The sequence below is a fragment of the Pseudomonas sp. NFX15 genome (genome assembly GCF_049132105.1).
Lineage (GTDB): Bacteria > Pseudomonadota > Gammaproteobacteria > Pseudomonadales > Pseudomonadaceae > Aquipseudomonas.
Genome location: NZ_JAFMPV010000022.1, coordinates 47975 through 61571, shown reverse-complemented (window position 1 = coordinate 61571; position 13597 = coordinate 47975). Strand labels below are relative to the sequence as shown.

General features: G+C 59.2%; 12 protein-coding genes and 1 tRNA gene. 11 read left to right on the top strand and 2 right to left on the bottom strand.

Annotated features, from left to right (window positions below; translation table 11 throughout):
- The first annotated feature begins 19 nt into the window (after nucleotides 1–19).
- The 7 genes from infB to J1D76_RS20945 all read left to right on the top strand — a co-directional run bounded on the left by infB (nucleotide 20) and on the right by J1D76_RS20945 (nucleotide 7408).
- Nucleotides 20–2548, top strand: a complete 2529-nt coding sequence (gene infB, locus J1D76_RS20975) for a translation initiation factor IF-2 (protein ID WP_421140275.1) — start codon at nucleotides 20–22, stop codon at nucleotides 2546–2548.
- A gap of 159 nt (nucleotides 2549–2707) precedes the next feature.
- Nucleotides 2708–3109, top strand: coding sequence for a 30S ribosome-binding factor RbfA (gene rbfA, locus J1D76_RS20970; RefSeq protein ID WP_421140274.1), 402 nt, complete (start codon nucleotides 2708–2710; stop codon nucleotides 3107–3109).
- Nucleotides 3110–3112: 3 nt separating this feature from the next.
- The gene (gene truB, locus J1D76_RS20965; RefSeq protein WP_421140273.1) at nucleotides 3113–4030 is read left to right on the top strand and encodes a tRNA pseudouridine(55) synthase TruB; all 918 of its coding nucleotides are present in this window, start codon (nucleotides 3113–3115) and stop codon (nucleotides 4028–4030) included.
- Nucleotides 4031–4172: 142 nt separating this feature from the next.
- Nucleotides 4173–4442 (top strand): 30S ribosomal protein S15, encoded by a 270-nt coding sequence (gene rpsO, locus J1D76_RS20960; protein ID WP_011332409.1) that lies wholly within the window; start codon nucleotides 4173–4175, stop codon nucleotides 4440–4442.
- A gap of 205 nt (nucleotides 4443–4647) precedes the next feature.
- Nucleotides 4648–6753, top strand: coding sequence for a polyribonucleotide nucleotidyltransferase (gene pnp, locus J1D76_RS20955; RefSeq protein WP_016986494.1), 2106 nt, complete (start codon nucleotides 4648–4650; stop codon nucleotides 6751–6753).
- 139 nt (nucleotides 6754–6892) lie between these two features.
- A tRNA-Thr gene (locus J1D76_RS20950) sits at nucleotides 6893–6968 on the top strand.
- 134 nt (nucleotides 6969–7102) lie between these two features.
- On the top strand, nucleotides 7103–7408 hold the full coding sequence (locus tag J1D76_RS20945; RefSeq protein WP_421140272.1) for a DUF6388 family protein: 306 nt from the start codon (nucleotides 7103–7105) through the stop codon (nucleotides 7406–7408).
- Between the two features lie 91 nt (nucleotides 7409–7499).
- On the opposite strand, the gene nadC is transcribed toward J1D76_RS20945, so the two are convergent.
- On the bottom strand, nucleotides 7500–8348 hold the full coding sequence (gene nadC / locus J1D76_RS20940; RefSeq protein WP_421140271.1) for a carboxylating nicotinate-nucleotide diphosphorylase: 849 nt from the start codon (nucleotides 8346–8348) through the stop codon (nucleotides 7500–7502).
- A gap of 191 nt (nucleotides 8349–8539) precedes the next feature.
- Between nadC and ampD the strand changes: the two genes are divergently transcribed.
- The 4 genes from ampD (at nucleotide 8540) to J1D76_RS20920 (ending at nucleotide 12819) form a co-directional block, all read left to right on the top strand.
- Nucleotides 8540–9100 carry a 1,6-anhydro-N-acetylmuramyl-L-alanine amidase AmpD gene (ampD, locus tag J1D76_RS20935; RefSeq protein ID WP_421140270.1) on the top strand — a complete coding sequence of 187 codons (561 nt, stop codon included), beginning with the start codon at nucleotides 8540–8542 and terminating at the stop codon, nucleotides 9098–9100.
- Nucleotides 9097–9933, top strand: coding sequence for a regulatory signaling modulator protein AmpE (gene ampE, locus J1D76_RS20930; protein ID WP_421140269.1), 837 nt, complete (start codon nucleotides 9097–9099; stop codon nucleotides 9931–9933). The genes ampD and ampE overlap by 4 nt, the downstream gene beginning before the upstream one ends.
- A 221-nt stretch (nucleotides 9934–10154) precedes the next feature.
- On the top strand, nucleotides 10155–12185 hold the full coding sequence (locus J1D76_RS20925) for a methyl-accepting chemotaxis protein (protein WP_421140268.1): 2031 nt from the start codon (nucleotides 10155–10157) through the stop codon (nucleotides 12183–12185).
- Between the two features lie 244 nt (nucleotides 12186–12429).
- A complete protein-coding gene (locus J1D76_RS20920; protein WP_421140267.1) occupies nucleotides 12430–12819 on the top strand; it encodes a hypothetical protein in 390 nt (129 codons plus the stop codon).
- Here J1D76_RS20920 and J1D76_RS20915 read toward each other — a convergent pair whose 3' ends face one another.
- Nucleotides 12820–13596: a TatD family hydrolase gene (locus J1D76_RS20915; protein ID WP_421140266.1), complete on the bottom strand. Its 777-nt coding sequence runs from the start codon at nucleotides 13594–13596 to the stop codon at nucleotides 12820–12822.
- Between the last annotated feature and the right edge of the window lies 1 nt (nucleotide 13597).

Below are 13597 nucleotides of genomic sequence, written 5' to 3'. Positions count from 1 at the left end.
GGCCTGAGGAGAGAAGTGCATGACGCAAGTCACGGTGAAACAACTGGCCGATGAGGTCAAAACACCGGTAGAGCGCCTGTTGCAGCAGATGCGTGAGGCAGGTCTGCCGCACACCGCCGCCGAAGAAAGTGTGACTGACAGTGAGAAGCAATCGTTGCTGACTCACTTGAAAAGCAGCCACAAGGCGAAAGTGGAAGAACCACGCAAGATTACGCTGCAGCGTAAAACCACCAGCACCCTGCGGGTTGCTGGCAGCAAAAGCATCAGCGTTGAAGTACGCAAGAAGAAAGTCTTCGTACAGCGCAGCCCGGAAGAAATCGAAGCCGAGCGCAAGCGTGAACTGGATGAACGTCGCGCAGTAGAAAATGCTGCTCGTCAGAAGGCTGAAGAAGAAGCCAAGCGTCGCGCCGAAGAAGAAGCGCGTCGCCAGCCTGCTGCTGCGCCGACCGCTCCTGCCGAACCTGTTGCAGCGCCTGCTGCAGTGGCTGAGCCTGTGCGCGAAAGCGCTCCGGTGGTGGCAGCGGCTCCCGCTCCTGCGGCCGATGCTCGCAAGCGCGACGAACAACGTCGTCCGGACAAACCACGTGCCGACGACAACAATCGTCGCAGTGGCGGCGGCGACGGCGAGCGCAAAAACGCTCCGCATCGTGCTTCGGTCAAGGAAAAGGCCCCAGCGCCACGCGTTGCCCCACGTACTACCGACGAAGAAAGCGATGGCTTCCGTCGTGGTGGTCGCGGCAAGGCCAAGCTGAAGAAACGCAACGCTCACGGTTTCCAGAGCCCAACCGGCCCTGTCGTGCGTGAAGTGAAGATCGGCGAGACCATCACTGTGGGCGATCTGGCCCAGCAGATGTCGGTCAAGGCTGCTGAAATCATCAAGTTCATGTTCAAACTGGGTACTCCAGCGACCATCAACCAGGTACTCGATCAGGAAACTGCTCAACTGGTTGCCGAAGAGCTGGGCCACAAAGTGACCCTGGTCAGCGACACCGCCCTGGAAGATTCCCTGGCCGAGTCCCTGAAGTTTGAAGGTGAAGCCGTTTCCCGTGCGCCAGTCGTAACCGTCATGGGCCACGTTGACCACGGTAAGACTTCCCTGCTCGACTATATCCGTCGTGCCAAGGTTGCAGCTGGCGAAGCCGGCGGCATTACCCAGCACATCGGCGCTTACCACGTTGAAACCGACCGTGGCATGGTGACGTTCCTCGACACCCCTGGTCACGCCGCGTTTACCGCGATGCGTGCCCGTGGTGCCAAGGCGACCGACATCGTGATCCTGGTGGTTGCAGCGGACGACGGCGTCATGCCGCAGACCATTGAAGCTGTCCAGCACGCAGTAGCGGCCGGCGTTCCACTGGTTGTTGCCGTGAACAAGATCGACAAGCCGGGCGCCGATCTCGATCGCATCCGTAGCGAGTTGTCGGTACACGGTGTGACGTCGGAAGAGTGGGGTGGTGACACGCCATTCGTACCGGTCTCGGCGAAGATGGGTACTGGCGTCGACGAACTGCTCGAAGCCGTATTGCTGCAAGCCGAAGTTCTGGAACTGACTGCAACCCCATCGGCCCCTGGTCGTGGTGTCGTGGTTGAGTCCCGTCTGGACAAGGGCCGCGGCCCGGTGGCAACTGTTTTGGTTCAGGACGGTACCCTGCGTCAAGGCGACATGGTATTGGTCGGTTCGAACTATGGCCGTGTTCGCGCCATGCTCGACGAGAACGGCAAGCCAATCAAGGAAGCCGGTCCGGCCATCCCTGTCGAGATCCTCGGCCTGGACGGTACCCCGGACGCTGGCGACGAGATGAGCGTGGTTGCCGACGAGAAGAAAGCCCGTGAAGTGGCTCTGTTCCGTCAAGGCAAGTTCCGCGAAGTCAAACTGGCTCGCGCTCACGCCGGCAAGCTGGAAAACATCTTCGAAAACATGGGCCAGGAAGAGAAGAAGACGCTCAACATCGTCCTCAAATCCGACGTTCGTGGTTCGTTGGAAGCGTTGAACGGTGCCTTGAACGGCCTGGGCAACGACGAAGTGCAAGTGCGTGTGGTCGGTGGCGGCGTCGGTGGTATCACCGAATCCGATGCCAACCTGGCGCTGGCGTCCAACGCTGTACTGTTCGGCTTCAACGTGCGTGCCGATGCTGGCGCGCGCAAGATCGTCGAGCAGGAAGGTCTGGATATGCGTTACTACAACGTGATCTACGACATCATCGAAGACGTCAAGAAAGCCCTGACCGGTATGCTCGGCAGTGATGTTCGCGAGAACATCCTGGGTATCGCCGAAGTGCGTGACGTGTTCCGTTCGCCGAAGTTTGGCGCGATCGCCGGTTGCATGGTGATCGAAGGTGTCGTTCACCGTAACCGTCCAATCCGTGTACTGCGTGAAGACATCGTTATCTTCGAAGGCGAGCTGGAATCCCTGCGCCGCTTCAAGGATGACGCTTCCGAGGTACGTGCCGGCATGGAATGCGGTATCGGTGTGAAGAGCTACAACGACGTCAAGGTCGGTGACAAGATCGAAGTCTTCGAGAAGGTGCAGGTTGCTCGCAGCCTCTAACTCGCGCACTTCAAGAGCCGTGATGGGCAGCTGCATGCAAATGCGCAGTTCGTCGCCCGGACTCTAAACGCAACGCCCGGTCTGGCTTTTGTCAGGCCGGGCGTTTGCCGCTTTCAGACCACACGGGTTTCACCGTGGGGCAGTAACAGGTAACAAGACATGGCAAAAGAATATAGCCGTACCCAACGTATCGGCGATCAGATGCAGCGCGAGCTGGCACAGCTGATCCGTCGTGAAGTCAAAGACCCGCGCGTCGGCCTGGTCACCATTACCGCAGTGGAAGTCAGCCGTGACGTCGGTCACGCGAAAATTTTCATCACCGTGATGGGCCAGGACAGCAGCGAAGAAATCGCCCAAAGCATCAAGGTGCTGAACGCTGCCGCGGGTTTCCTGCGTATGCAACTGGCGCGCGAGATGAAGCTGCGCAGCGTTCCACAGTTGCACTTCCACTACGACGAAAGCGTCGTGCGTGGTGCGCACCTGTCGGCATTGATCGAGCGCGCAGTGGCTGAAGACAATCAGCACCTGGTGGCAGCTGAACCTGAAGACACCAAGGAGTAATCGGTGGCTCAGGTCAAACGTATCCGTCGTAACGTCAGCGGCATCATCCTGCTCGACAAGCCGCTGGGGTTCACCTCCAACGCGGCTTTGCAGAAGGTTCGTTGGTTGCTGAACGCCGAGAAGGCCGGCCACACCGGCAGCCTCGATCCCCTGGCCAGCGGCGTGTTGCCGCTGTGCTTTGGCGAGGCGACCAAATTCTCGCAATACCTGCTCGATTCCGACAAGGGTTATGAAACCCTGGCGCAACTGGGTAAGACCACCACCACGGCGGACGCCGAGGGTGAGGTTTTGCAGGAGCGCCCGGTGACCGTTGGTCGCTCCGATGTCGAGGCTGTGCTGCCGAAATTTCGTGGGCAAATCAGTCAGATACCGCCGATGTACTCGGCACTCAAGCGTGATGGCCAGCCGCTGTACAAGCTGGCGCGTGCAGGCGAAGTAGTGGAGCGCGAACCGCGTTCTGTTACTATTACGCGCTTGGAATTGCTGGCCTTCGAAGGTGATACTGCGCGGCTGGCGGTGGATTGCACTAAAGGCACCTATATCCGCACCCTGGTGGAGGATATCGGTGAGCAACTCGGTTGTGGCGCTTACGTTGCAGAACTGCGACGTACCCAGGCCGGGCCATTCACTCTGGCGCAGACGGTTACCCTCGAAGAGCTGGAAGCGGTCCATGCCGAAGGCGGCAACGAAGCGGTCGATCGCTTCCTGATGCCATCGGACAGCGGCCTGCTGGATTGGCCACTGTTGCAGTTCTCCGAAGCGAGTGCGTTCTACTGGCTCAACGGCCAGCCGGTACGTGCCCCGGATGCTCCGAAGTTCGGCATGGTGCGGGTACAGGATCACAATGGTCGCTTCATCGGTATCGGTGAAGTGAGCGAAGACGGGCGCATCGCGCCGCGTCGACTGATTCGGTCAGAATGACCGGAACCGGTCTGTGTCAAAGCAGGCTGGCGAGGGTGGCTGTTAGCAGGCACGGTCACTACTCATTTTTAGATACAGGGATTTGTCCCTGGCCTGTTGAAACTGTTTTTCTGAAACAGTTTCCTGATAAAAGGATTGCCTCATGGCTCTCGACGTTCAAGAAAAAGCTCAAATCGTTGCTGACTACCAGCAAGCTGTTGGTGACACTGGCTCGCCAGAAGTGCAAGTTGCACTGCTGACCGCCAACATCAACAAACTGCAAGGTCACTTCAAGGCCAACGGTAAAGACCACCACTCCCGTCGTGGTCTGATCCGCATGGTTAACCAGCGCCGTAAGCTGCTGGACTACCTGAAAGGCAAGGACGTGAGCCGTTACAGCGCTCTGATCGCTCGCCTGGGTCTGCGTCGCTAATAAGCGATTGCGCTAGAGGTTGGTTGTTTGTCGTGCGTCAGCGGGTTTCCCGCCAGCGCATGGCAGGCTTCCAGCCTCAAGTTTTATCTGGATACCTGTTTTACCCGTGTGTACACCCCGGACAACGGTCGGGCCGATTCCCGACATTGCCCAAGAATTCGCAAGAAACCAGTTCCCCCAAGAGCCACAAAGAAGGTAGGACACCGTGAACCCGGTAATCAAAAAATTCCAGTTCGGTCAATCGACCGTTACCCTCGAGACTGGCCGTATCGCCCGTCAGGCCTCCGGCGCAGTATTGGTCACCGTTGACGACGACGTCAGCGTATTGGTGACGGTAGTCGGTGCTAAACAAGCTGATCCAGGCAAGGGCTTCTTCCCTCTGTCGGTTCACTACCAGGAAAAAACTTACGCTGCCGGTAAGATCCCTGGCGGTTTCTTCAAGCGTGAAGGCCGTCCTTCCGAGAAAGAAACCCTGACTTCCCGACTGATCGACCGTCCGATCCGTCCGTTGTTCCCAGAAGGCTTCATGAACGAAGTGCAGGTTGTCTGCACCGTCGTTTCCACCAGCAAGAAGACCGATCCGGACATCGCTGCGATGATCGGTACCTCGGCTGCCCTGGCCATCTCCGGCATTCCTTTCGATGGCCCGATCGGCGCTGCCCGCGTTGCCTTCCACGAAAGCACCGGCTACCTGCTGAACCCGACTTACGAGCAGCAAGCTGCTTCGAGCCTGGACATGGTCGTTGCCGGTACTTCTGACGCCGTGCTGATGGTTGAATCGGAAGCCAAAGAGCTGACCGAAGACCAGATGCTGGGCGCGGTACTGTTCGCTCACGACGAATTCCAGGTTGTGATCAACGCCGTTAAAGAACTGGCCGCTGAAGCTGCCAAGCCAACCTGGACCTGGGCTCCTGCGCCAGAAGCCACCGAACTGCTGGGCGCTATCCGTGCCGAGTTCGGCGATGCGATCTCCCAGGCCTACACCATCACCGTCAAGGCCGACCGTTACGCTCGCCTGGGCGAATTGAAGGATCAGGTTGTTGCCAAGCTGTCCGGTGAAGAAGGCCAGCCTTCTTCCAGCGAAGTCAAAGCGGCTTTCGGCGAAATTGAATACCGCACCGTTCGCGAAAACATCGTGAACGGCAAGCCACGTATTGACGGTCGCGACACCAAGACCGTACGTCCGCTGAACATCGAAGTCGGCGTTCTGCCGAAGACTCACGGTTCGGCTCTATTCACCCGTGGCGAAACCCAGGCCCTGGTCGTTGCAACTCTGGGTACTGCCCGTGATGCACAGCTGCTGGACACCCTGGAAGGCGAGAAAAAAGATCCGTTCATGCTGCACTACAACTTCCCTCCGTTCTCGGTGGGCGAGTGTGGTCGCATGGGTGGCGCTGGTCGTCGCGAAATCGGTCACGGCCGTCTGGCCCGTCGTTCGGTTTCGGCCATGCTGCCAGCCGCTGACGTGTTCCCGTACACCATCCGTGTGGTGTCGGAAATTACCGAGTCCAACGGTTCGAGCTCGATGGCTTCCGTTTGCGGTGCTTCCCTGGCCCTGATGGACGCTGGCGTACCAATGAAGGCGCCAGTTGCCGGTATCGCCATGGGTCTGGTTAAAGAAGGCGAGAAGTTTGCCGTCCTGACCGACATCCTGGGTGACGAAGACCACCTGGGTGACATGGACTTCAAGGTAGCCGGTACCGCTAAAGGTGTTACCGCGCTGCAGATGGACATCAAGATCAAGGGCATCACCGAAGAAATCATGGAGATCGCTCTGGGCCAAGCCCTGGAAGCGCGCCTGAACATCCTCGGCCAGATGAACCAGATCATTGGCCAGTCGCGTACCGAACTGTCGGCCAACGCTCCGACCATGATCGCGATGAAGATCGACACCGACAAAATCCGTGACGTCATCGGTAAAGGCGGCGCGACCATCCGTGCGATCTGTGAAGAAACCAAGGCTTCGATCGACATCGAAGACGACGGTTCGATCAAGATCTTCGGCGAAACCAAGGAAGCCGCTGAAGCTGCTCGTCAGCGCGTCCTGGGCATCACCGCGGAAGCCGAGATCGGCAAGATCTACGTTGGTAAGGTTGAGCGCATCGTCGACTTCGGCGCATTCGTCAACATCCTGCCGGGCAAGGACGGTCTGGTTCACATCTCCATGCTGAGCGATGCTCGCGTCGAGAAAGTGACCGACATCCTGAAGGAAGGCCAGGAAGTGGAAGTGCTGGTACTGGACGTGGACAACCGCGGCCGTATCAAGCTGTCCATCAAGGACGTAGCAGCAGCCAAGGCTTCGGGCGTTTAATTATCCCCGTTGGTTTGACCGCTTCAACGTTGTAGAAAATGCCCCGCAGTGAAAGCTGCGGGGTATTTTTTTGCCTGCGAGAAATTGAGGTGCTTGTGAAGTTGCCTGACTCCATGGTCAGTGCTAGGTTTAGCCCACCGCCCGTGTAGCTCAGCCGGTAGAGCAGCGCACTCGTAACGCGAAGGTCGCAGGTTCGATTCCTGTCTCGGGCACCAGTAGCACCTTTGTTTTCAAATGATCCCGAATGGTTCTGAAGGCCAGACAAACCGAGGTCCAAGCGGTTTTTTGCGTCAGAGAGATCCTTGATGATCCAGATCCATCTTCCATTCCCCAGATCAACGAGAACGACATGACCGTTAAAGAATTGAGCCAGGAAGCGCGACACGAAGAAGCGCTGAAGAAGTACGTGCTGGATGCCCCGGCACTGATGGAAGAGATCAAGGACCTGAGTCCTGATGATCAGAAAGACCAGATTCAGTGGGCGTTCGAGGATGAGGCCGAAGCCCAGGGCTTGCAGCCGTGGGAGTTGACCCTCAAGTACACGTCGACGCCAGAAGAGTTCGAGAGCAAACGCCTTGAGCTGCACAAGGAAGCGGCCGAGGTGCTGGGCGTCGAGTGGGAAGAATACTGCGAGATGAACAATCTGGTGGTTTAAACGTATATTCAAGCATTTGTAGGAGCCCGGCTTGCCGGCGATAGCGATCTCAAGGACGCTTTCGCCGGCAAGCCGGGCTCCTACAGGATTGTCAGATACTGAGACGCATCGACAGATCCACCGCTTTCACATCCTTGGTCATCGCACCAATCGAGATGTAGTCCACCCCGGTCTGTGCGATCGGCAGCAACGTACTTTCGTTGATCCCGCCGCTGGCTTCCAGCTTGGCCTTGCCGGCGTTCAGGCGCACGGCTTCGCGCATGTCGTCCAGGCTCAGCTCATCGAGCATGATGATGTCGGCACCGGCCGCCAAGGCCTCTTTCAACTCATCCAGGCTTTCCACTTCGATTTCCACCGGCTTGCCAGGCGCAATCTTGTGCGCAGCGGCGATGGCTTGCGCAATGCCGCCACTGGCGGCGATGTGGTTTTCCTTGATCAGGAAGGCGTCGTACAGGCCGATGCGGTGGTTGTGGCAGCCACCGCAGGTCACGGCGTACTTTTGCGCCATACGCAGGCCCGGCAAGGTTTTGCGGGTGTCGAGCAGCTTGACCTGAGTCTCGGACACGAAGTCCGCCAGGTACTGCGCGCGGGTGGCCACGCCAGACAGCATTTGCAGGAAGTTCAGGGCGCTGCGTTCGCCGGTCAGCAACGAGCGCGCCGGACCTTCGAGGTGGAACAACACCTGGTTGGGTGTCACGCGCTCACCGTCGGCAACCTGCCAGTGCACCGCCACCCGCGGGTCCAGTTGCCGGAACACGGCATCCACCCAGGCGGTGCCGCTGATCACGGCGGCGTCACGCGTAATGATGGTGGCTTTGGCCAGGCGTTCGGCCGGGATCAATTGCGCGGTGATGTCGCCGCTGCCGATGTCTTCGCGCAGCGCACGGCGCACGTTGGCTTCTATTTCGGCGGTCAGATCGGCGAGACGTAGATTCGGCATAACGGACTCCACAAACAAAGTGGCTCGATTATAGGGCCATGGCGTGGACCAACCCAAGGCACAAGCACGCTCCTTTGGCATCGGCGGCACTGACGGGCAAGCTCAGGTGCCTCAAACACGGCAAATGATCGCGCCTTGGGGGATTCTCGCGGCATACTGTGCAAAACACAGTCGACGTTGAAGGAATCGGTATGCAGTTGGACCCCGCGCGCGGTTGGATTCAGGGTGCGCTTGTCTGCCCCTCACCCAACTTCAATGCGCGCCCCACGGACGAAATTTCCCTGCTGGTGATCCACAACATCAGCCTGCCGCCGGCGCAGTTCGCCACCGGCAAGGTGCAGGAGTTTTTCCAGAATCGCCTGGATGTCACTGAACATCCCTATTTTGCTGGGATCGCGGATTTGCGTGTGTCCGCGCATTTTCTGATCGAACGCGACGGTACCGTTACCCAGTTTGTGTCCTGCCTCGAGCGTGCGTGGCACGCCGGTGTATCGATTTTCGAGGGGCGGGAAACCTGTAACGATTTTTCACTGGGCATCGAGCTCGAAGGCACCGATGATCTGCCGTTCACCGACGCGCAGTACAGCGCGTTGACGGTCCTGACCCGCCAGTTGCAGCAGACGTTCACGGCGATTACCACCGAACGGATCTGCGGGCACAGCGACATTGCGCCTGGGCGTAAAACCGATCCGGGGCCGGCGTTCGATTGGGCACGCTATCGTGCCGCCCTGGCACAGGGAGAAGGGCAATGAGTTTTCTGGTGTTGTTGTTGGCGGTGTGGATCGAGAAATTCTCGGCCCTGCGCCATCGGGTCCAGCGTGACAATGGCTGGATTCACGAGCTGAACAAGCTTGAGGCCAACCCGCGGCTTTCGGCCCGCCCGTGGTTGGTGCTGTCAATCCTGGTCTTGTTGCCGGTGGCGCTGCTGGGTTTGCTGTTGATCGTCATTGACCCGGTGGCCTATGGTTTGCTGGCCCTGCCCATCCATTTGCTGGTGGTGATTTACAGCCTGGGCCGCGGTGACCTGCTGGGCGACCTCGGGCCGTTCCGCGATGCCTGGCGTCGGGAAGACCTGCAAGCGGCGGCCCACGTCGCCAAGCGCGACCTGGATATCTGCGCCGACAATGGCGACCAATTGCTGGAACGGGTCGAAGGGCACTTGTTGTGGGAGGCCTATCACAGTTTTTTTGCGGTTATTTTCTGGTACTTCCTGCTGGGCCCGGTGGCGGCGCTGAGCTATCGGCTGCTGGCGCTGGCCGAAGAACACGGGAAAAACCCGGCAGTGGTCGAACGTGCCGGGCAACTGCGCCACGCTTTTGACTGGGTGCCGGTGCGTCTGCTGGCGGCAAGCCTTGCGTTGGTCGGCAATTTTGTCGCGGTCAGCCGGGTCATGCTCCATGAGCTGCTGAACTGGAATATCAGCGCCGCGCAATTGATCGAGAAAGTCGGGCTGGTGGCCGGTGAAATTCCGGCGCCGGTGGCCGGCGCCGAAGGTGTCCATAACCTGGACCGCATCTGGGAACTGCTCCTGCGCGCCGCGGTGCTCTGGTATGCCGGGTTTGCGTTGTGGACGGTCCTGCCTTAGCGCTCTAGCCAGGGTCATTATGGAGAGGGATCTTGTGGTGAGGGGGCAATCCCCCTCACCACAGGGTTCACTCACCTGCGCGGATGAAGCCTGTCGTTAACCTTAAGTTACAAAACCTCCTGCCGATTTAAGTTATACAGAGATAGCGCCGAATAGTGGCTATCTGCTTTCTGTCTGCGCCTGCCAAAAAAAAAAAATAAAAAATTGAAGGGAGACATCCAGTGAAGAGCTTGCTCTATCCCGCTGTCGCACTGATGAACCGCCTGAGCTTCGGCATGAAGTTCAGCCTGATCAGCGTACTGTTCCTGGTGCCGATGCTGGTGACCAACTTCTATCTGGTGCGTGACTCCTACCGCGAATTCCAGGGCACGCGCATCGAACTGCAAAGCCTCGATCTGTTGGGCAACAGCCTGGCGCTACGACGGGATCTGGAAACCCTGAACAACCTGGTGCAGATCAACGTCAGCCTTGGCCAGTCGGGCAAGGCCAGCAACGTCGAATCTAAAATCAGCACGCTTGAGCAAACCATCCTGGCGCGGCTGCAAGGGCTGGCGGCGATGGCCAGCGACCCGGAACAAATCGCCATGTTCGACGGCAAGCGCGATGAAATGATTGCAGCCTTCAAGGCCCAGCAAGCGGAAACCTCCCTGCAAAGCAAAAGCGCCCTGATCGGCAAGCTGGTGGGCAGCGCGCAGATTTTCAGCCAACTCGTTACCAGCCAGGCTGGCCTCAGTCGCGACAACCAGAGCGACATGCGCCAATTGAGCGAGTTGATTACCCTCGTGACCCCACGCGTCACGCAGATCCTCGGCGAAGGCCGGGCCATGGGGTCGTTTTCGTTGGGGCAGGGTTTCATCAACTCGGCGTCGAGTACCCGTTTCGATGAGTTGTTGGCGCAGATCGAAAAACTGCAAAGCGAATATGGCCTGAAGCTGCAAGATGCCCTGGCTTCAAGCAAGGCGGCGCGTGAGACCTTGGCTGCGCAAGCCGAACTCAGCCGGACATCGTTGAAGAAAGCCAGTGAGTTGTTCGAAGAACAAGTGGTCATGGCCGACACCCTCGATGCGCCGTGGCAGGGTTTCTACGATCAGGTCTCGGCCCTGATGGACCAGACTTACCAACTCAATGAAGCGACCCTGAAGTATCTCGGCCCGCAATTGCAGCAGCGCTTGGACCAGAACCGTACCCATATGATCTTGCAGGCCGTGGCGTTGTCAGTGGTGTTCGTGCTGATTTTCTATCTCTACGGCGGTTTCTATGCCTCGACCCGCACCACCCTCAAGCGTCTGGGCGGGGTGATGGACAAGGTGGCGGCCGGTGACATGACCGTGACCTTCAGCGCCCACAGCCGCGACGAACTGGGCGAGTTGGGGGAAGTGTTCAATGGCACGGTGAAGAAAATCCATGACCTGATCGAGCGGGTGGGGCAGACCGTCAGCGAAGTCGAACGCCAGGCCGGCCAGGTGGAGAACGTTTCTGCGCAGAGCAACCAGGCCGTGGCCGGGCAGCGCACGCAGATCGAACAGGTGGCCACGGCGATGAACCAGATGACCGCCACGTCCCAGGAGGTCGCGCGCAGTGCCGCTGCGGCGGTCAGCAGCGCCCACAGCGTCAACGACGAAACCATCAGTGGGCGTGGCCTGGTGGAATCCCAGCAGGGTAGCATCGCCGCGCTGGCCAATGAGATCGATCAATCGGTGCTGGTGATCAATCAACTGGCCAGCGACAGCCAGTCCATCAGCCGCGTGCTCGAAGTGATCAAGAGCATCGCCGAGCAGACCAACCTGTTGGCGCTCAATGCCGCCATCGAGGCTGCACGGGCCGGCGAGCAGGGTCGTGGATTCGCCGTGGTGGCGGATGAAGTCCGGACCCTGGCCAAACGCACCCAGCAATCGACTGAAGAAATCGAGCAGATGATCGCCAAGCTCCACGGCGGTGTCGGTGCGGCGGTCAAGGCCATGGGCACCAGCCATGAAATGGCCAGCGGCACGGTGGGCCAGTCGGAAAAGGTCCAGCGGGCGCTGGAAAACATCCTCGGCGCGGTGGGCATGATCGTCGACCAGAACCAGCAGATTGCCGCCGCCGTGGAGCAACAAACCGCCGTGGCCCACGACATCGACCAGAACATCGTCGAGATCAACCGCGCTGGCGAGCGGACAGCCGAAGGCGCGCATCAGACCGAGGACGCCAGCCGCGCATTGTCGGCTCAGGTGGTGGAGTTGAAACAGCTGATCAGCGCATTTCGCGTTTAAAGGTCCGTAGGACCTTGTAGGAGCGAGCCTGCTCGCGAAAAACGGTCTGTCAGGCACATTGATGTTGAATGGGCCACCGTCTTCGCTGGCAAGCCAGCTCCTACAGGGGCCGAGGTGTTGTCGGAAAGTTTCGTAGTAATTTTTTCCTTTCCGGGTGGGAATCTTCCTGATTCCCTTCGTGTTCTGGATTTCGGGTTTCGATCAGGGAAGAGTGACGTGGCTTACCGCATGGAGAAATTGGCTTATGTCTGTTGCAACCCAAGGGGTCCAGGGCCACTGCGCGCATTGTCAGCGCACCTTGCGGCTTCAACCCTGGCAACTGAATGCCATTTCGATCAATGAAGCGTTCGCCTGCGCCCATTGCCAGAAAACCGTTGAGCTGCGTTGCCCGAAACAGATCAAGCGCTTCAAGTCTCTCGATTCGTTTGCCCTGTTGCGTGCCAGCCTGCGCGTGATGGTTTGCACGGCCTTGCTGGTCGCGTTGGTGATGGAATGGCTAGGCATGCTCAGCGTCATCGAACAGCTCAATGCTTCGCTGATTTTAATATTGGTGTACTTCGTGGTGATCCGTTACTTCCGCCGACGCCAGCACCTGACGCTGATCCTGGAAACCGCCAGGGCTCACGCCGACTGATTACCAACCGAACACTTTGCAGCTGTTGGCCGTGCTGGCCGCCGCCAGGCGTTCCGGGCTGACCGCCATCCATTGTGCGAGCGCCCCACAAATCGCCGGCAAATGCGCCGGGCTGTTGCGCTGGCCGGGGAACATGGCCGGGGCCATGTCTGGCGAGTCGGTTTCCAGGACTACCGAATCCAGCGGCAGTTCGCCGAGCACACGGTGCATGCGCAGCGCCTGCGGCCAGGTCGGGGCGCCGCCCAGGCCGAGCTTGAAACCCAGCTTGATGTACTCGCGGGCTTCTTCCTTGCTGCCGGCGAAGGCGTGGATGATGCCGGCCCGTTTCAGGCGAAAGCGCTTGAGGGTGGCAATCACCGCCGCATGGCTACGCCGCACATGGATCAACGCCGGCAGGTTAAAGTCTGCCGCCAGTTGCAATTGCGCCTCGAACAATACCTGCTGGCGTTCGCGGTCGAGCGTTTCGATGAAGTAGTCCAGGCCGATCTCGCCCACCGCACATAATTGTCGATGGCCAGCCAAACGGGTCAGCCAGTCAGCGAGTTCGCTCAGGTGCTGCGGGCGATGATCGTCCAGATACACCGGGTGCAAGCCGAACGCCGCATGCAGGTCGGGATCGCTTTGCACCAGCTCCCAGACGCGCTGCCAATTGGCCTTATAAACCCCCAGCACCACGATCCGCCGCACCCCGAGGGCACGGCTTTCGGTCAGCAACGCCTGGCGGTCGGCATCGAAGTCCGGAAAATCCAGATGGGTGTGGGTGTCGATCAGCTCCACG